This window comes from Blastocatellia bacterium, from assembly GCA_035573895.1.
In the GTDB taxonomy this organism is placed as follows: domain Bacteria; phylum Acidobacteriota; class Blastocatellia; order HR10; family HR10; genus DATLZR01.
In genome coordinates this window covers 1-19,075 of sequence record DATLZR010000006.1, presented here as the reverse complement: position 1 = coordinate 19,075, position 19,075 = coordinate 1, and the positions used below count along the sequence as shown (strand labels likewise).

15 protein-coding genes are annotated in these 19,075 nt (G+C 57.8%); 4 read left to right on the top strand and 11 right to left on the bottom strand.

Going from position 1 to position 19,075, the window contains the following annotated elements:
* Positions 1-41: 41 nt before the first annotated feature.
* The 5 genes from VNM72_00475 to VNM72_00455 all read right to left on the bottom strand — a co-directional run bounded on the left by VNM72_00475 (position 42) and on the right by VNM72_00455 (position 7,918).
* On the bottom strand, positions 42-623 hold the full coding sequence (locus tag VNM72_00475; protein HXF03873.1) for a class IV adenylate cyclase: 582 nt from the start codon (positions 621-623) through the stop codon (positions 42-44).
* 484 nt (positions 624-1,107) lie between these two features.
* Positions 1,108-3,249, bottom strand: a complete 2,142-nt coding sequence (locus VNM72_00470) for a hypothetical protein (GenBank protein HXF03872.1) — start codon at positions 3,247-3,249, stop codon at positions 1,108-1,110.
* 67 nt (positions 3,250-3,316) lie between these two features.
* The gene (locus VNM72_00465) at positions 3,317-4,285 is read right to left on the bottom strand and encodes a DmsE family decaheme c-type cytochrome (protein ID HXF03871.1); all 969 of its coding nucleotides are present in this window, start codon (positions 4,283-4,285) and stop codon (positions 3,317-3,319) included.
* Between the two features lie 59 nt (positions 4,286-4,344).
* Entirely contained in the window at positions 4,345-5,793 is a 1,449-nt protein-coding gene (locus tag VNM72_00460; protein ID HXF03870.1) for a NapC/NirT family cytochrome c, read from the bottom strand.
* A 184-nt stretch (positions 5,794-5,977) separates the two neighbouring features.
* Positions 5,978-7,918, bottom strand: a complete 1,941-nt coding sequence (locus VNM72_00455; GenBank protein ID HXF03869.1) for a cytochrome b/b6 domain-containing protein — start codon at positions 7,916-7,918, stop codon at positions 5,978-5,980.
* A gap of 934 nt (positions 7,919-8,852) precedes the next feature.
* Between VNM72_00455 and VNM72_00450 the strand changes: the two genes are divergently transcribed.
* Positions 8,853-9,314 carry a hypothetical protein gene (locus VNM72_00450; protein HXF03868.1) on the top strand — a complete coding sequence of 154 codons (462 nt, stop codon included), beginning with the start codon at positions 8,853-8,855 and terminating at the stop codon, positions 9,312-9,314.
* Between the two features lie 74 nt (positions 9,315-9,388).
* On the opposite strand, the gene VNM72_00445 is transcribed toward VNM72_00450, so the two are convergent.
* The 6 genes from VNM72_00445 to VNM72_00420 all read right to left on the bottom strand — a co-directional run bounded on the left by VNM72_00445 (position 9,389) and on the right by VNM72_00420 (position 15,835).
* Entirely contained in the window at positions 9,389-10,246 is an 858-nt protein-coding gene (locus VNM72_00445; GenBank protein HXF03867.1) for a molecular chaperone TorD family protein, read from the bottom strand.
* Positions 10,212-11,522, bottom strand: a complete 1,311-nt coding sequence (locus tag VNM72_00440) for a 4Fe-4S dicluster domain-containing protein (protein HXF03866.1) — start codon at positions 11,520-11,522, stop codon at positions 10,212-10,214. Before VNM72_00440 ends, VNM72_00445 begins: the two co-directional genes overlap by 35 nt.
* A complete protein-coding gene (locus tag VNM72_00435; protein HXF03865.1) occupies positions 11,515-11,895 on the bottom strand; it encodes a hypothetical protein in 381 nt (126 codons plus the stop codon). The genes VNM72_00440 and VNM72_00435 overlap by 8 nt, the downstream gene beginning before the upstream one ends.
* Before the next feature lie 11 nt (positions 11,896-11,906).
* Entirely contained in the window at positions 11,907-13,235 is a 1,329-nt protein-coding gene (locus tag VNM72_00430) for a hypothetical protein (protein HXF03864.1), read from the bottom strand.
* A 310-nt stretch (positions 13,236-13,545) separates the two neighbouring features.
* Positions 13,546-14,103: a hypothetical protein gene (locus VNM72_00425; GenBank protein ID HXF03863.1), complete on the bottom strand. Its 558-nt coding sequence runs from the start codon at positions 14,101-14,103 to the stop codon at positions 13,546-13,548.
* Between the two features lie 370 nt (positions 14,104-14,473).
* Positions 14,474-15,835 carry a cystathionine beta-synthase gene (locus VNM72_00420; protein HXF03862.1) on the bottom strand — a complete coding sequence of 454 codons (1,362 nt, stop codon included), beginning with the start codon at positions 15,833-15,835 and terminating at the stop codon, positions 14,474-14,476.
* Between the two features lie 254 nt (positions 15,836-16,089).
* Between VNM72_00420 and VNM72_00415 the strand changes: the two genes are divergently transcribed.
* The 3 genes from VNM72_00415 to VNM72_00405 all read left to right on the top strand — a co-directional run bounded on the left by VNM72_00415 (position 16,090) and on the right by VNM72_00405 (position 19,046).
* Positions 16,090-16,227, top strand: a complete 138-nt coding sequence (locus VNM72_00415; GenBank protein HXF03861.1) for a hypothetical protein — start codon at positions 16,090-16,092, stop codon at positions 16,225-16,227.
* A 173-nt stretch (positions 16,228-16,400) separates the two neighbouring features.
* The gene (locus VNM72_00410) at positions 16,401-18,143 is read left to right on the top strand and encodes an NFACT family protein (GenBank protein HXF03860.1); all 1,743 of its coding nucleotides are present in this window, start codon (positions 16,401-16,403) and stop codon (positions 18,141-18,143) included.
* An 18-nt stretch (positions 18,144-18,161) separates the two neighbouring features.
* A complete protein-coding gene (locus VNM72_00405; GenBank protein HXF03859.1) occupies positions 18,162-19,046 on the top strand; it encodes a hypothetical protein in 885 nt (294 codons plus the stop codon).
* The last annotated feature ends 29 nt before the right edge of the window (positions 19,047-19,075 follow it).

Genomic DNA, 19,075 nt, shown 5'->3' with positions numbered 1-19,075 from the left:
GACAATCCCCATCGCAAGTCTCCGCTTTCGGAGAGCGATTCTCAGGCCATCGTCGTGTCGCCGAAGACCATCTCGGTATCGGATCCACCGCTCTCGCGGCAGCGGGCTTTGTAGAGTGCAGGATAGCTTAACGTGATCACGGCGTGTTGGGCGATCCCAAGATGACCGAGGAACTCGTCAATAGCCGCTTCGGTCCCTTCGACCTCCAGGAAGTTCCCGATCGGGGTCTCATCATACATGGCGCTGAGCGATGCTCCCGACGGAAGGCTCACCCGATAGGATGTGCGAAATTTCTGATACCGGAAAACCGGTTTAAGATCGAGATGGCGCAACAGAGCCAGCACCGCCTGCGGGTTGTCGGTCTCAGCTTCGATCTCCTCCCGGACTTTGTATGGCGTGTCATCCTTCACCGCCCGTTTGAAGGTGATCCATCCCCGGTCGCCAACGAGCCGCACCCTCAGGACAGAATCCTTGCGAGCCAGGCGACGGTCGTCAAAATCGAGCAACCAGTTGTCCTCGAAGTGACGGGCTGCCACGATCTCTCGAACCAGCTCCGGAAACCGGTCGAGAGGGTTCTCCTGGCACGGAATCTTCACCTCGACTTCTCGCCTCACGTCGCTCATCGTGATTCGCTGAAAATATCCATGAGACGATGGCCAAAAGCAAGAGTCGCCGAAACGACGTGGGCGAGTTGTGGCCTGTGATTCAGACTGTTCTCTCTGCAAGCCCGTGAAACCGCCCCAGCCAGCTCTACTGGCTCAGCAAACAGCCGTTGAAATTGAATCCTCTTTGGCGTTTCAAGCCTGATTCAGCAGACGGCTCATGCCGTCGAGCCAAACGGATGTGCCTGAACATGCGACCGGCGACGGGATGGGACGCCCCGTCCTGGGCTTGGGCAAATTGAAGGACCGTGCCCTCTGGCTCACCTTGTGATTCGCCCCAGGCTAGACCGGTTGCTTGCTGATGCAGGCTTCATTGGAGAGGCAGTTGATTCTCATCGTGGGTTAGTCCCCTCGCCTTACAGTGATTTTCAACTTCCCAAACCCTGAGAGACCCCGCACCTTGCAGGCACGGGCGCGGTAGCTTCCAGGGTAAACTCAGTTTGCGCTAAAAGCTCAGTTTCATGCTGGCCGTGAGCGTGTGGGCACGATAATCCTGCAGTGCCAGCCCCTTTTCGTTATAGCCGTACCACCGCCAGCCGAGCGCCCACACAATGCGTCGGGGGAAGTTGTACGAGATGAGCGCCCGGGGCTGGTGAAAATTCAGAGGGAAGGTGCCCTGCGCATTGACGATGCTGTAGCCGACGGCTAGCCGGAGGTTTTTCACCGGCGTGAGATCAATATCGCCGTCCAGGTAGTTATCGTTGGCGATGTAAACGGATCGTTCGACGGTGAAGAACCGGGGATTGACGATATTGATCAGTGAGGACACGTCAGTGCGCGAGTAGCTCAACGTCACACTCAGGCGATCGCTGGGAAACCAGGCTGCCGTCAGGTTCATCCCGCGGTGACGACGGAGGTTGTCCACGAAGGGATTCGGGTTGCGGGAATCGGTCAACAGGGCCTGACCGCTGATGGTCACAGTCGAGGTCGGTCGGTATTCGCTGCGGATGCGCAATCGGGTGAAGCGATAGGCTGCCACGCGGGTGAAGACATTGTCGCTCGTCCCCCGCTCGATCTGAGAAAAAAAGCGGAGCGTGTTGGTCGCTCGCAAACTCAGCCCCCCGACAAACGCATTGGTATTGAGTGTGGACTCTTCCGGTGCGGGGTCGTCCGGACGAACCAGTTCCACACGCCGGTGCGTGAAACGATGTCCGGCGCGAAGCGTCAACCGGGAGCCGATCTCCACGATTCCCTCAAACTGGTTGAAAAAGGAATTGACGAACGTTCGGGCGCTGAGCCTCTCGCTCGTGACTCGCGGTGGTTGATTGGGAGGAGGCGGATTCCCTCGCAGGTCGGAGCCCAGGGTTTGCGTCGTTTGCGTGAAGACGCCACCGGCGATATCGAAGTGGTTAAATCGGCTCGTATTGGTGAAGGTCCACCGCCGATGCGGCCGATAGTTCACGCTGGCATCGGCGACGGCATTGGGTCGGGAAGCATCGGCGATGCTCCTCGACGTTTGCCCCGTGAAATAGCGCAACACCGTGCGATCAAAGAGCACTCCGGCGAGCGCTTCATTGCGATTGAAGTCAATGGAGGCATCGCTGTAGACGAATCGTCCGGTGACGTAGAGTGGCTGGAAGAGATGAGAGTGCAACGCCAGTCGTGTCGTCGGGACGAATCCCCGTATGGCGCTTCCCCGGAGGAGCCCCGTGAGCAGAATCTGTTGAGGATTTTGCGACGTTGGATTGGCCGGGCTGAGATTATTGCCCGGATTCGGAGCCCCGGGTGGTTGATTCGTGTGGATGTCGTTCTTGAACGCCCGAAACCCTTGCTCAATCGTGAGGAAAACGCGCTTCAATCGGAGGTCGGCGCCGACGCGATATTCGTCGGTCGTCGTCCTCACGGGATCGAGCAGAAGAAATTCATCGAGCCCGATGGAAAACGTCGTAAAGGCCGTGCCGAACTGGCTGTTGCGATCATAGCCGAAGTGGAGGCTGAAATCGCGCTGAGGAAAGAGCGTGAGCGAATAGCCCGATTGTCGCCGGGACGCATTGAAGCTATGCTGGCCAAAGAGCACACCCCGACCGAGAAGAGGGTTGGCGAATGTCGGCAAGAAGTGGACGTACTCGATGCGACTATAGCCTGCGTCAAACCGGTAGATGCCGCGCTTTTCCACCCGCAGCCGAGCGACATTGTAGGGATCGCCCCAGTTCCCCATCTCGTAGGTTAGAAAGTCAAAGAGCGGGCCGGTATTTTCCGGGGCTCGTGATTCAACCGATACGCCGAGCAGGCGAAACCCGTTGCCCAAATTAATCTGGCTCCGATAGACATCGCGATTCCCCCCGGCGAAGAGGTGACGGCCGCCAATCGTGAAGCTGCCGGTCGTAACCACTCCTCCCCAGCGAATTCCTTCGGCAGCGGGGGCTTGACCCTGGGATGAGCTGGCAGACGCTGGTTCTTGAGCCAGCGTCGGCCTGCCGGCCATCAGTGCGCAGGTCAGAAGGATCAGGACGCTTACGGGCCGGAACGCTCGCCCGGGCCGTCGCCCACCGGCACAGTCGCCGAAATCTGATGCCTTTGAGACATCGCTTCGGATATCTTCCAGATGATCCGTGAAGCTCGCCTGCGTTATTTTGTGCGTCGTCATAGGATCCTCCCGCGAAAACCACTGGCGAACTAACAGGTGTGCCTTCATCCCCACCTCTCTCTTCGACTCATTGCAAAAAGAGTCTGTTGACGTTCGACCCGTGAATCTTCACATGACAGGTCGTGCAGTTTTGAAAGCGTGCCGTGCGAAGATCATGAAACGCCGGCGGTTCAGGCCCCAAAATTCCCGGCGTATCGGCGTGGCATTCGAGGCAGAGCAGATGAACCGTCGGCCGCTTCAGAAGCCGGGGATTCGTCGAACCGTGAGGTGTATGGCAGATCGTGCACCCTTCCAGCTTGACGGGTGCGTGCTCGAAGACAAACGGTCCCTGTTTATCCGTATGGCACTTCAAGCAGATAGGATCGGTGCCCCCCGCTGTTTCTCTCGTTTGTGTGACGTTGAATCCGCCATGCTGATTGTGACACGTGGTACACTGAAGTCCTCCTTCGGGAACCCGATGATGGAAAGTTTTGGAGAACTCCTGGCGGATCTCACCGTGACAGGTGTAACAGAGGTCGGGCGGACGGCGTACCAGGAGATTCTCGATCCGCTGGGGGGCATGCGACGAGTGACAATCAATGCAAGCTACCTGGTTGAGCCCGTGCTCGGACTGCCGATAGTTGTGACGTTCCTCCTGTCGCTCGTGACAATTGAGGCAGCGGCTGTTCATCTCGCTCACGGGCCGATGGCGAAAGCCGTAGATTTTGGTGACATCGCCGCCCCCGTCCACGTGCTCTTTCCCCGGTCCATGGCAGGCCTCGCATCCACGTTCGCTTTCCGGATATTTCGCCGAGGTGAGCGTGATCGCGTGCGCCGTCTGCGCGAAGTGGTTGGAAATCTCCTCATGGCAAAGCTTACACGCTTCCGTTCCGACATAGGCGCTTTCCTTCTGTGGTTCCTGGTGGGTCTCTCCTCTGCTTCCATCGCGTTCGCTCTGACTGACGGCCACCCCGGTGAGCAGGAACAGGGCCACTGCAACCACGGCAGCGATGATAGCTCCGGCCATGATCTGGGACAGTGTCGTTCGTCTTTCCATACCTGTCTCCCTGTAAGAACAACTGCACCCGGCGCAACCCTTCACTTGTCCGGGTGAGATCATCGAATCTCCAACTGTTTGAGCACTTCGGGTTCCTTCTCCTCGATTGCCAGTAGCGTATGACAGATGTTGCAATCCTGACGGATGGCTTTTCCGTCGCGGCTCACGTGAGCATCGTCATGGCAGCGGAAACATCCGGGGAATCGCTCGTGACCGAGATTATTCGGGTACGTCCCCCAGGTGAGGTTCATCTGTGGGAAAACGTTGCGGCTGTAGATCGCCTGTATCTCCCCGATGGCGGCTTCGATGGCGTCCCGCCGACTCTCTGCCAGAGATGGATAATTCTCTCGATAGAAGGTGCGGATGCGCTGGGCGATCATTTGAAGGGCGGCTGATTTCTCCCCTCGCGCCTCGGTGAGAGCAGCCGTCCCCACCTTCTTGATATAGGGGAGAGAACGATCAATTCGTCCGCTGGCCAGGGCATCATCCATTCCCTGATCGGGATGCTGAAAGATGTGGGTGGGTCGGTTGTGACAATCAATGCAATCCATCACGCGAACTTCCGCTCGTGCCATTTGCTCGGGAGTGAGAGGATTCTCCCTGGCCGTATACTCGGTGGTCGTCCCGTCAGATTCCCGAACTTGAACCCAGGCGATAGTCTGCCGTTGGGGATCGGCGGCGATGTAGCGGGTTTCCCTTCGAGGATCAATGTGCCAGCTATGAATACCCCCGCTGCCCTGGGCGCCCCCGCCGATGTGCATGAGGAGAACGGTCTTCAGAGGCGTATTGGCTTCATCATCGGCGAACTTGGTGATCACCTTGATGCGATCTCCGGTGAATTTTTCCGGCCAGTGGCATTGCTCACACGTATCGCGTGAGGGCCGCAAGTTCTCCACCGGCGTTGGAATCGGGCGGTTGTATGTGTTGAAGGCGACGGCTAGAACTTGCCCGACACCTGACAGCTTCGAGCGCACGAACCAAGGGGCCCCGGGTCCGATGTGACACTCAACGCACTTGACCCGTGAGTGAGGTGAGCGAATGTAGGCCGTATACTCCGGCTCCATCACTGAGTGACAGACCTGCCCGCAGAAGGGAACCGAGTCCATGTACTGAACGCCTTCGTAAGTTACCAGCGATAGCAGAAGCAGGTTGACCACTGTGAGGAACGTCACCAACCCGGCGGCCCGCCGAACATGCGGGAGGCTGAAATCAATTTTCGGGTAAATCTGCGCTGGATCCCTTGGCGTCGGATTTCCAGCGGCGCGCTTTCGTTCCCAGTACACGCCAACCGGGATAACGAGGAGTCCCAGGACGAACACGGCGGGCAGGATCAAAAATGCCATGATTCCGACGTAAGGAGTCTCCTCGTTTCCCAGAAGTCCAAGGATGAGAAAGGCGATAATGAGAAGGGCGCTCACCGTTGCCAATGCCGCCCCCAGAGCCGTGATCCAGTTCCGGCCAAAGAGCCGGATCATGTCCCAAAACCAAATTTTGATCTGCTTCACCATCTAGCTCCTCCCCTTCCTCATGAGCTATACCGGCAGCGCAACTCCATCACCATCCCCATCATGCTCATCCATCACCCGCGGAGGAGGCGCCGCCCGCTGAGCAAGAGCAACGTTGCCTCTCATTCTCATACCGGTGCTCCCAGATTCAACGTCGTCTCGTCCTTATGCCGGGAGAGTGCTCCCGTTATGGACCTCCCCCGCAAGACGGAGGGGGATGGGGGCTCCCTCCGTCGGTGGGGGACTCGGTGATCGAACTCGGTGTACCAACGGCCTCAGCAGCGGGTTCCTCGCGTTCTTCCTCTTCAGGAGATTGTTGCTGGGCCCCCATCATTGTCTCATAATGCTCACGGTGTTCCCTCTGATACCATTCCGCCGATACCCGACCGTCCCACCAGGCCCAGTTCATGGGGTATACATCGGGATCGAAGATGACGTGATAGAAATGCCAGACGAAGATCGCCAGCGTGGCCAGTACGGCTTCGTAGAAGTGAATCGTCAGGGCGACATCAATCGTCCATCGGGGGAGAATACTTGTGGTTTGAACTTTGAACCAGACCATCAAGCCGGTCACACCCATAATCAGGATGCCCCACACCACAGCCCAGTACTCAACCTTCTCGGCGTAGCCGAAGCGCCCGAACGACGGATGCGCCGAAGTGCGTCCGAGTCCAAACCGAATCTGGGCCAGGAGATCGTAGATATCTCTGGCGACCGGGCGCATGTCCCGGAATAACTGACGTCCGTCAGGGGTTCGCACGATATAGATGAGGTGATAGATCCCGACCCCGAGCAAGACGACACCAGCGACGCGGTGCCCGATGCGGCGGAAGGATTCGCTCGATCCAAGCAACCAGGCCAGCCACGAATCCGGATACTTCAGGGCGAATCCCGTGAGCACGAGCAGGAAGAAGCTCGTCAGCAACACGAGATGCTGAATACGCTGAGCTGTGTTCATCCGCACGATTGGTCGAACCTGCCGCTGACGGATCAAAAGTGCCTTTCGCCGCCACAATAGGGCATTGTGCATGATCATGCCACCGATGAGCACAACGATCAGCCAGAGATAGAGCTGACGAACCCACCGATTCACAATCGTGGCCATGTCCTGAGTGACCGGCACGCCGACGTGAACATTGCCTCGGGCAAAGTTTTCACTCGCCCCGGGGTGACACTTGCCGCACGTCGTGACGAGGTTCGCCTTATGGATCATTGACCGCGGATCGGAGGAGGGAAGAATGTTATGAACGCCGTGACAACTGGCGCAATTGGCGGCTACTTTCGAGCCGAGCGTGGTCGCCAGCCCATGATAACTATCCAGATATGTGGAGACGCGCCCGGAGGCGACGCCGAATTCCTGAGACAATCGCACCCCTTCGTGGCATTGACCACAGGTCGTTCGCGCCAGCGCCTGCGCCGCCACCGGAGCCGTCGGATCAATGTGCGGCTTGATCAGATGAATACCATGACAGTCGGAACAGACCGGCGCCTGCCAGTTGCCCCGACGTATCGCTTGTCCATGAATGCTCTCGGTGAATTCCCGCGCAATGGATTCGTGGCACTGACCGCAGGTCGCAGGCACATTAAATTTGAAGATCGGAGATCGAGGATCTGCCGCTGTGAGGATATCATGACTTCGATGGCAATCCGTGCAGACAGCCGCTTTCAACGATCCTGCGGCCACCGCCCGCCCGTGAACACTCTCCTGATAGGAGAAGAACGGACGGGCACTGATACCGCTGGCTTCCATGACGAATTTCACCCCGTGACAACTGCCGCACGTTTGAGGAATGTGCGTGCGGTACACTTTCGAGGCCGGGTCGCTTGAGGATCGGATTTCATGGGCCGGTCCGTGACACTGAAGGCAGGTTGCCGCCTGCTGTCGCCCCTCAGCTTGAGCTTTGGCATGAACGCTTTGCTGGTAGGCAGCGACGGCTTCCGAATGGCATTCGCCGCAAGATACCTTTTGCGGAGTGGGTTCGTGAGGATAATCCTTCACGTCTGAGTGACAGTCGCCACAGTTGAGGAAGCCATGAACCGATGCTTTAAGTGCTTCTTCGTTGACGTAGACGCTTACCTGGCGCCCCTGGACCTCTTTGGTGAGTTCTCGGTTCCCATGACAGGCCATGCAGTCGGCGCTCTCCATCTTCTTTTGCGGCGAAGAAGCAAGCGGGCGCCCAGCCGACACGGGGTACGTGCTTATTAGAAGCACCGCTACAATTCCATACCTGCGAAGCCTCGTCATCGTCGCTGACATCCGAGCCGAAAGCATTTGCAAATTTCGTGCCAGCCAGCGCAGGCGAGCACCTCCTGCGATCCGTCTCTAACTCTTTCTGCACACAATATTACCGTCTCACTTCAGTTTGCGCCAGAAAAACCACCAGGGACCCAATGTCCCCTCTGGGTGATTTCACACACCCTGAGCGGAAATCGGCCCGTTGATTATCACAACAGAAAGGGCCCGTGAAAGACCACCTGGGAGAATCCTCGGCATGCAGGGGGCATAGCCGGACGATTACAGCGTTTGCCTGAAGCACCTCTCTCCAACCTCACCGAGTGGCGGAGACTTTCCAATCTGCGACTAAAATCAGAATACGGAGTGTCGCTAAAGGGCAGCCCACTGGGGAGGGAGAGCAAGGCACACAGCGGAGTATCGTGCCCGGCGGGCATCACTCTCGGTGATGTCCGGGATTCTGAGGAAGAGAACGCGATGGCCCGGCGTGCTAAGGCTCACGGTCTGGCAAAAGCGGGTCGTTCTGAGCGCCTTCGGTGAAATCCTCACAAAAAGGCTGGGGGATAAGACTCACCGGGTTGGCCAAATCCCCTCGAGGAAGACGATCATTCCACGGTCCTGTGAGTGTACTCATCTGATCTTGTTCGACTTATTCGTCGCCGCGTGAGGGCTCCGATGTTCGGCACATAAATTGCACTCAATAGTGACGGTGATGGGTGAGACACAAACCAGCCAAGTGCGTGATGTCGCTCATCGCTCGGACCGATGGCAATGGCGTCGCTGAGTACGTCATTGCCCGGGGCCGCTATGACAGAGGGAGGATGCCATCATGGTAGCTCATCCGCGATCTTATGCCGAAACTAAAGAAGACATGATCGCCCTGCTGGAGACCGAACTGGGCATCATTGAAGCCGGCGGCTATGGACGATCGCCGCGGTCGCGCCTGACCGAAGCTGATCCCTGGAAGCCGAAATCTATGTTCCAGTATTCGGTTGCCTGTATCAACCACTGGGTTGATCCCGATCATCCCCCGGATACCTGTGAGGGATGCATCCTGCTCAATTTTGTGCCCGACGAATACAAGAACGCTGACGTGCCCTGTCACTATATTCCGCTGAACGAGGCCGGCGAAACTGTCGCATCGCTCGAGTTGGCCGGTGATCAACAGCGGTTGGAAAAAGCGGTGGCCGACTGGTTGCGTCGGACGCTCCGGCAGCTCAAAGAAGAATTAGAACAGGAGCTGGCCGAGGAGAAGGCGCGGTCCAATGCACTCGAATCTCCGGGTGTGTGACCGATCGAGACGGCCTGGCCAGTCGTTGCGGAGCTAACTCGGCAGGTGAGACCTCTTAAATTTTCACACCCGTTCTATCCGCATTCCTCGCAGGCCACCGGTGCTTCATTCAAAGATGGCCGGGGAATCATCGGTACGGTGAAGGGAGGCAAGGTCAGGCTCAGTCGTTCGGCGGCCGAAAGGGCTGCTGTGAACTGCGCCAACTGGCGATAGTAGCCCGGTGGCGCTACACGTTCAACGCTCCGAGCGAAAGCGGGCACCCACCATCCCACGTGTTCCTGGAAGAACTTTCGTCGAGCATCCCGACAGATGTCCACGGCTTCGTGATCTCCATCGGCCAGAGCAGCCGCTTCCTTGGCCAGCAAAACGTACAGGAACTCGGCCTCCACACTGATGTGATCGAGCCGCTCTCCGCACGAGGGGGATAATTCCAGTCCGAAGGCGTGATAAAATCCCGCAATGTCGGCCAGTCGCTGACAGCGGTAGAAAATGTCCGTGTTAGGTTCCCATTCGGTTTCGCAGGGAGGACAAGTTGGAGAAATTGCCGTCAGTCCGAAAACCTGGCGATAGGTGGCTTGGATACGATGAGCCTCGTTGTCGAGGAGCGCAAATAGCGCACCCGGCGACAGCTCGTGAGGCGATCTCTCGCCGGGGCCTATTTCGACATTCGGATGTTCATCGGCCACGACTGCTGCGGCTTCGATCACCCGTTGTCGAAATGCTGCGTCCGTCAGCATAGCGAAGCGATCTCGATGGTAAGGATCCACGAAACCCACGCTCACCAGAAGCCACAGATCCCGATGCGCGAGCAACGACGTCGCTTCGCCTGCAAACTGTGCCTCTTCGGCCGTGGCCGGTCCGGCGAGACCCCAGGCGCCGGATGGATCGGTGCTGGCGCTAGATGCTGTTGTAGTAGTCCCTGGGTCGCTCATAGAAGGGTTCCTCGACCGTCAGGCGGACGACTTCTCGCCCTTTCCGGTCGTAGCCGATGATTGTATCGTTGAAGATTTCCAGCGTCCTCGTTCGCCCGTCGGGCAGAGTAACTTCGCTTTCGCCGATCTTTTTGCCCTCTTCAACTTTGAATCGGAAAATGATGGCCCGCGTCGCCCGGAACAGTTGCAGAAGCGCAAGCATGCGCCGGGATGGGCAGACGTAAGCTTCGACGGCATGAGCGGCTCCGGGGCCGAACATCTGGACGAGATAGCTCATCGGCACCCAACGGGGAGGGATGTAAAAGCCGTTGGGTTCAGTGCCAAATTGAGGATAGAGCGGCAGGGCGATCTTCTCTTCCTGCACCATGTAGTAGATGGGATTGTCCGGGTCTCTCTCCCAGGTTCCATCTTTACCGATCTTCACGAGTCCCTGCATTCGGATTTTTCCCACGCACACGGACATGCACCGGGTTTCGATGGGCTGACCGTCGGGAGTAATTGCCGTGTCTCTGCCTTCCAGGCGCGGATAGCAGGCGATGCACTTTTCCGATGTGCGGGTGGTCGCACGGTACATCGGCTTTTTGTACGGGCAGGCTTCCACGCATTTGCGATAGCCGCGACAGCGCTCTTGATCAATCAGAACGACGCCGTCTTCGCGGCGCTTGTAAATCGCCTGGCGCGGGCAGGCTGCCAGACAAGCCGGGTACGTGCAATGGTTGCAGAGCCGCTGAAGATAGAAGAACCAGGTTCGGTGCGTCGGCAGGGAAACACCCGTGCCACCCCAGCGGGCCTGCTGGTCGGCTGGACGCCAGGCCGTGTCCTCGTAGAGATTAGGCGCCGTCCATTCCTCATCGCTCGGCAGGTAACCGAGCACCCGCCCGGAGGTCTGCTGGAACGTCTCCCCCTCTTCGTTCTGTTCCTCAGAGATGGCTTCAAAAATTGTCTTGCCCTCGAAGACGCCGTAGGGGGCACGCCCGTCCTGTTTGCGACGAACGTTCCATACCTGTCCCCCCGGGTTCGCCCGTTCAAGCAGCGCCAGAATCTTTTGATCCCAGAAGTGAGGATAGCTTCCGTAGGGTTTGGTCTCCACGTTGTTCCACCACATGTACTCCTGGCCCCGCGAGAAGGTCCACGTCGCCTTACAGGCCATACTGCAGGTTTGGCATGCAATGCATCGGTTCGTGTTGAAGACGAAGGCAAACTGCCACCGGGGGTGGCTCTCCTCGTAGGGATAGAGCATCTCTCGGCCAATTTGCCAGTTGTAGACCTTAGCCATGGTTCCCTCCCTCGTGAGATCGCCGACTGGGAATCCCAGGTTTCAGAATGCGCAAGTTATCCTCGCGGTCGTCAGGCTGTTGTGACTCCACAATCCGGACTCTGAATCGTCCGGTTCTCTGGAGCACGCGGCGAATGAGTGTCCGCACCCACGCTTCACCATAGCTCAGATAAAATGCGTGAGTCCGGTATAAAGGTGATCGGAACAATCGAAAGATCTCCTCTTCTCCCATCCCCAGAAGTGCGTATTCCTCGACGATGCAGGTGGCCATCAGTTCAGGATTTCCTCCGGGGACGGGAACCATCACCAGTTCCATCGGATCATCCGGTTCGGGCTGCTTCGTCGGTTTTTGTTCGTTGATCTGTGTGCTCATTTTCTTCACCGTTAGGTTTTGACGCTCACGAACTCACCGTTAATATACCGTTGCATGTCGGGGTTCTCCTGAGCGGGCGTGAAGCCGGTCGTCGCCGCTGGCCAGACGCCTTTCCCGTCGGGGCCTCCGGGCTCCGCCTTGACGATGCGCACGAGAGTCTCCTTGGGAACGGTGTTGAGTCCGTGATTATCGGCCTCGCCGCCGAAGAGGAAGCCCATTTCGACTTTCTTCTTGTGGAAGAGGTTATCGGTCTGGTGCATAGGCATGAACCAATCGCGCGTGACTGACTGCTGGCTGCCGTAGCGGAAATTCGCCTGGTAGCCGGTGTCTTCGCTCAGGGCTCGACCGTCGGGCCGGGTCTCGTGCGCTTTGACGCTTTTCTCCGTCGCAATGAACGGCGCATGTTTCATCATGACGACGTGATAGGGGTAAGCGGGATTGTATTTGACGCGAACCATGCACCGGGCCACTTTGTAGAAGGGATCATCCGGCTTCCACCCCACATAGGGACGATCAACGGGATTGGCATCCACCCACACGTAGTCCCCATCGTTGATGCCGAGGTCCTTCGCGGCCTGAGGATTGATGTGCATCTGATGCTCGCCCACACCCGGAGTGCGTTTGTCCATCCGGTAGGGATCGCCGAAATTGGAGTCCCAGATCAGGTTCCAGTCGCAGACGCTCCACTGCGAATGGACGCGATGGCGCGTCTTGGGCGTCAGGCAATAAAAGCGAAAGCCCTGTTCCCAGAGGGGATTCTTGGTCAGCTTCACCTTCGACCACGGCAGCTTGATATTGCGAACAGCCCGCTTTTCCGGGTCCATCTCCGTCGAGGGAATCCCGTAGTCACCGGGACGAATGTAGGGATTGCTCGAGACGATGACGTTGGGCAGATAAGGCGTCGCCTCGGGTCCTTCGCGGTGCACGATGAAGTTTTCACCGTATTCGATCGCTTCAGGTATGTCGCAGTAGGCATTGAGCCGACCAGTATCAGTGAAGAAGGGAATGCTATCGTGGTCCTGTTCGTAAAAAGGCACGCGCGGATAGGTTCGGAAGAGCATGAGGGCCGCTCCGGGTTCCCCGTACTTCCCGTCAAGGATGTCGCGCGTCGTATATCCTCTGGTCGTCGTCGAGCCGTCCAGCAGCCAATCAATGTATACCTCCTCCCGGCCTTCGAGAGCGAATTTCCAGTAGTCGCGGAAACGCTGATCCCCTGTAAGATCGGCGAGCTTCTCGGCCACACCGGTCATAATGCGGAGATCATCCCGGGTGTCATAGAGCGGCCTGATGCCCTCTCCCTTGCCCCAAATCTGCAGGAAGGGATTGGAACATGACGCCATTATCTCCAGACATTGAAATTCCATCCCCCTGGTGGCGAGAGAAAGGACGCATTCTGTACGCTTTCCTGGGCATGTGTACAATCGCCCGAAGGAAAGCAAGAGGCGTGCCGAAATCCGCAGGTCTTTCCGCCCGTGAGGATAAGTTTCAGGAATCGAAAAACTTCAGGACACGGCAGCGCATAGGGATAGCGGGTCTTCAATCACACACCACCGGGTTATGGGAAAATTCTCCCACAAGACTTCCTTTCCGGTTTCAACTACGTCGTTCGGCCTTTCACTGGTCAGATGTTACCCTTGGGCACCTGCTTACCTACATCGCACGGTGCGATGTCCCCGGCGGCCACGGGCGATCAGTGATGAGATCGGGAAACTGACGGCGAAATTGTTCGGCAATGTGGCAGTTCCAGCATACGGGGAAGCAGCTCCCTAGTGCTTGAAGGATTTTCTCCGGGGCAATTTCGCTCCACTCGAAAGTCACGCGCTCCGCTGTCATCGCGGCGGGACGGTGATGAAGCCAATCAGTTTCGGTCAGGTCTTTGCCGCACAGAGCGCAACGGCGCCCGGCGTACCAGCGGGTGAGAATCGTTCGGATTAAGCACTCTTCAGGCGCTGCTGCAATTTGACTCAAACATGCTTGACCGCAGTCTCGCCTCTCGGGCCACCGCGAACAATCCTGCAAGCGAAAGTCAGGTCGGCCAAAGATGCTCGTTATAACGGCCCGCCAGGCGCGGATCCACACTGCCGCCGGTTGTTCCGTCTCCGGACAGGTGATGACGCGCACACCATGAAGGCGCCGATACCTGACGAGCAGCAAGAGCCCAATGACGACTGCTAAGCCGAGGCCAATGATCCAGGTCAGGACGGCCATCGCATTATCCTCCCCCGGGCACCAAGACCGGGCAGGAGCAAAGCCACGAGGTTTCACTCCGCCCTGGTTTTGTGCCCTAAGATCATCCATTATGTTAGGGGCAACTTTCGTGCCGAGCTTCTGGGGCGGAAGCATCATCGTCTATGTGACGGAAAATGAGGGGGATTGACCATTGCACATCGGTTGACGCGGGAAGCTGCGTGAGATTCCTTACTCAACGGTCGGGTGATTTCCCCCAGACCAGGGAAGAACCGCGCAATGATCCCTCAACGAGAACAGGAGGTCCCCCGTCTAGGGAGGAGGACCGAGGGGCAACGTCGGTGCTCCCTTTCGGGGCACGACACGCGATTGAGCGGAAACCGCTGATCTTTCACGAGGGCATATCGAGCACGTCGTAGCGGGTGATGATGCCGATAATGCGGCCGTACTCTTCCACGAGGATGGCCGGAGAGTTTTTGAGGTATTTCACCGCGGTTTCCACTTCGACATTTTCATTGACGACGGGGAAGGGAGCCTCCATCACATCGTGCACCGGAGCATTGAGCAGGTCGCGGTTTTTCAACAGCCGGGCCATCAGCCGGGCTTCGCGCACGCTGCCGACCGAGCGTCCGTCCTCGAGCACCGGCACCTGCGACAGGCCGTAATGATTCATTTTGTGCAGGGCTTCACTGACGCGATCCGATGGGGTGACGTAGACGAGCGCAGGAACCATGCTCGTATCCTTCATCTGCAGGAGTACCCCCAGCGTCATGCGCTCGAAGCCGAGAAGCCGTTTCTCCTTCATCCACTCATCGGAATAAAACTTGGACAGGTACCGTTCGCCTGTATCACAAACGATGAAGACCACGACATGGTCCTTCGTCAGGTTCTGTGCGACCTTGAGGGCGGCATAGGCAATCGTCCCGGTGCTGCCTCCCGCGAAAATTCCTTCTTCCCGAGCCAGCCGCCGGGCCATATTGAACGAATCTCTGTCGGTGACGTTGATGATCTCATCCACGTACTTGAGCTGGGCATTTTCGGGGATGACTTCCTGACCGATCCCTTCGACCAGATAGGGGGTGGCTTCCATGAGCTTGCCCGTCTCCTTATAGACTTTGAACACGGAGCCGTAGGGGTCGGCACCGATGACTCGGATGGCGGGATTTTTCTCCTTCAGGTAGCGTCCGACGCCGCTGATGGTTCCTCCCGTGCCGATGCCCGCGACGAAATGCGTGATGCGTCCTTCGGTCTGCTGCCAGATTTCCGGTCCTGTTGTGCGGTAGTGTGCCTCCGGATTGGCGGGATTGGCATACTGATTGAGCATGACAGCCCCGGGCGTTTCCCGGGCGATGCGCCGCGCCGTATTCACGTAATGATCGGGCGAATCCGGTTTGGCCGACACGGGCACAATGACCACGTCGGCGCCGAGTGCCTTCAAGTAGCGAACTTTTTCCTGACTGGCCTTATCGGTCATGACGAAGATCGCCTTGTAGCCTTTGATGGCTGCCGCCAGCGCAAGGCCGATGCCTGTATTACCGCTCGTTGGTTCAACGATGACCCCGCCCGGTTTGAGGATCCCTTCGCGCTCGGCCCTTTCAATCATGCTAATGCCGATCCGGTCCTTGACGCTTCCGCCGGGATTCATGGATTCCAGCTTGGCCAGCACGAGCGCGTCAATTCCCCTGGTCACTTTGGTGAGCCTGACAAGCGGCGTTTGCCCGATGAGATCAAGAATTGAGTTTTTGAAGTCCATAGTGTCACTCACGTGTCACTCTGTTTTTCACTTCGGCCCCTAAGTCTAGCAATAACTCCAGCGCCTGGTAAACGAAAAGAGCGCGGGCATGAAATCGGGGTGGCGAAAGGAGTGCCTCCCATCCTGTGACAGCAATCCATGCCGGCCTGGATCCCACACCCTTCACGGCAGAGACGACGAGGTCTCAAGGAGCGCCTGAGGCGACAGTGCTCTTTCATTCGCGATGTTGTCACCCTCGGGAAAAAGCCGAGACCATGAAAATTGAGTCGCGGCAGGAGTTACCGATCTACTCTCGCCTCCGCCCGGAAGCCGGGACTATCCCCACCGAGATCACTGATGTGACTGCCGGTGATTTCCTGACCGATGAATCGGTTCGTAGGCGCATGCTTTGATTTTTCCGGAAAACGATAACTGCGGGCTTGCTTGACAGCTCAGTCCGGGGAGCCCAAAATCATTCTCGAAAAGAGAGCGGTGGTTGGCGCCTTCACTCCGGAACAGATGAGTTATGTGGAGCACGATGACAAGATGAATCCCACCCCGCGCACCGACAATCGGAGAAAGTCTCATGGACGGTGTGATATTCGTTAAACTGGTGAGCGAGCTTGCTGACCGGCTCTGCGGGCGGCGGGTCGAGAAGGTTCGGCGGGTGGCCGATAATGTCGTCGCCCTCAAGATCAATCGCGACTGGCTCATTCTTTCGTGCGAACCACAACGCCCCTACCTTTCACTTGGCCGGAAGCCCGAGGCTGAAGAGGTCGTCTCCGATCGGTTCGGGCTTCTCCTTCAAAAACATCTGCAGAGCGCCCGTCTCCGCACGATCGAATCTCCCGGATACGATCGTGTAGCGTTTCTGCGTTTTACTGTTTGGCTGGAGGAATCCACTCACACGGAGCCAATCGAAAGAACTCTCGCCGCAGTCCTCATTGGGCGACTGGCCAATCTCTATCTTCTGGATGAAAGGGGATGCATCATCGAGCGCCTCGCTGACCGCGGGAATGCAAGCAATCGCGCCGGCGAACTTTTCCATGCTCCGCCGTCGCGAGGAAAGAAAGATCCTCGATCACTCAGCCAGCAAGAGTTCGTTGCGCTCGTCGCGGAAGGTGAGTCGCTTGCCGAGGTCCTGGCCCGCGAGATTGATGGTTTCGGCTCACTCTTTGCCGCCGAAGTGGAAGCCCGCCTCCGTGAGATCCAGAATGGGGAGACTCCCGATCCGGTCCTTGCATACCGCGCCTTTCATAGCGTTGTGGACGACCTTTTCAACAAGCCGACGGCTGGTCTGATCTATTCTCCTTTCCCGCTGGAAGCCATGAGACCCGGCGACCTTCAGCCCTCAGATTTGAAGCTTTCGCCCATTCCCCTGCGGCAGTGCGCGGGAATGATCGAGACACGGTATGACTCGCTGGTGGAGGCCGCCGCAGTCTATTATCGTCTTGTCGCAGAGATCGAGCAGTTCCACCGGCAGAAAGCGAGGGCTCTCGCCGAAATCAAAGAGCAAATCGAGAAGAAACAGAAGCTCATCCACCGCCTGGAGGCCGACCTTCAGGCACTGGGTGATGAACAGCAGTGGAAAATGTGGGGCGATCTTCTGCTGGCCAATGCTGCGACAGCGGTTAGAACTAATCATGGATTCCGCGTGGTCAACTATTACGATCCCGATGGCGTAGAGATCGAGATACCCGCCGACGTAGGGCAAACGCCGCAGCAAGCAGCCACGGCCTATTTCGCTCGCTATCGGAAGGCGAAGCGGGGCCGACAGATGATCTCTGACCAACAGGCCCGGGCTCTGGCGGAAATCGAGCAGCTCGAACAACGACGTCAGGCCGTTTCATCGGCCAGGACAGTGGACGATCTCCTGAACGTCGTCGGTCGGGCGGATGGGCGACCGTCCCTCACTCGTCGAGATCGCTCAGAGAAACGCACCCGCAGGATTCCCGGAGTCCGCCGCTTCCTCTCATCCGATGGATACGAGATTCTGGTGGGCAAAAGCGCGGAGGATAACGAACGGATGACGTTCAAGATCGCCGGCCCCCATGATCTGTGGCTTCATGCTGCTGATTACGCCGGTTCTCACGTCATCGTGCGCAAACGGAAGGGAGAAACGGTGCCGCCACAAACGCTCCTCGAAGCTGCTCAACTGGCTGCCTATTTCAGTCAGGCACGCGATTCGGGCAAGGTCGTCGTTCACTATACAGAGCGGAAGTTTGTCAGTAAAATTCCTCGCGCTACTCCGGGACTGGTCCGGCTCGCCGACCATAAATCGCTCGTCGTCGAACCGAAAATTGAAAATGTTCGCCGTATGGATGAATGAGGGGAGGGAGATGTCGTGGTGATGTCCAGGGAGACCCAATCGGAAGCTCGCGCCGAGCTATGGCTGAATCCCCCGGAAGGGTCTGACTCGCATTCGGGCTGCCAGTTATCCTATCGTCCCGCCGTCTTGTTTGAATGCGTGGTGGAGTTTCGTGATCCTCGTGCCGAGGTGATTCATACCGAGGACCGTTTTTACACGACCTGGCTCCCTCAGCCGGGCGCCGCTTCTGACTGGAGTGCGCCGGCGGTGAAAGACCTTCAGCCGGAGTGGCTGGCTTCGGAGCCTCGTCCGGACATTCTTCCCTATGGTGAAACCGTCTCTGTGTCGCCCGCCCAATGGGATGAAATGGAAACCGATCTGCTTGACTTCCTCGTCCGGACGGAGAAGTTGACGCTGTACTACAGCGCTGGATTGAAGCTCTATAGCAAGTTGGGCGAGAGCCGTGAGGAGTTCCTCCATCGAATTTCCGACAGCGTATGGGAACGATTAGAGCCCGAGTTGAAAGAGCTGGCCCGACATTTCAAGATGCAACTCGAGCAGGTGCGCCAGGCTCCCCTGCCGGAAACCGTTACTAGCGAACGGCTGCAGGAGCTGGATGGAATTCGTCGGATGGCAGTCTCCCGTCTGGAAACGCGGTTGACTCGTATCGTGCTCGATGACCCCAGGAGCTTCTTGCTCGGGGAAGTTGAGACGACGCACGGCCTCGACGACCCCCCGGAAGAAATCCAGCCCCTTTTTGAAGAGCTGGCGAGAATTTCTGCGGATGTCGAAGCGCGTCTCAATGCCCTGATTACAGAGACGCTCGAACAAGCAGCGGATTGTCAGCCCTATACGATCGGTCTACAGCCGTCACAGATCCGGATCGTCCGCCGCGCCTTGCTGTGGGTGCCTGTCCCCCGCTAAAAGAATCCCGGTCTGGAAGAGGCGGGGAT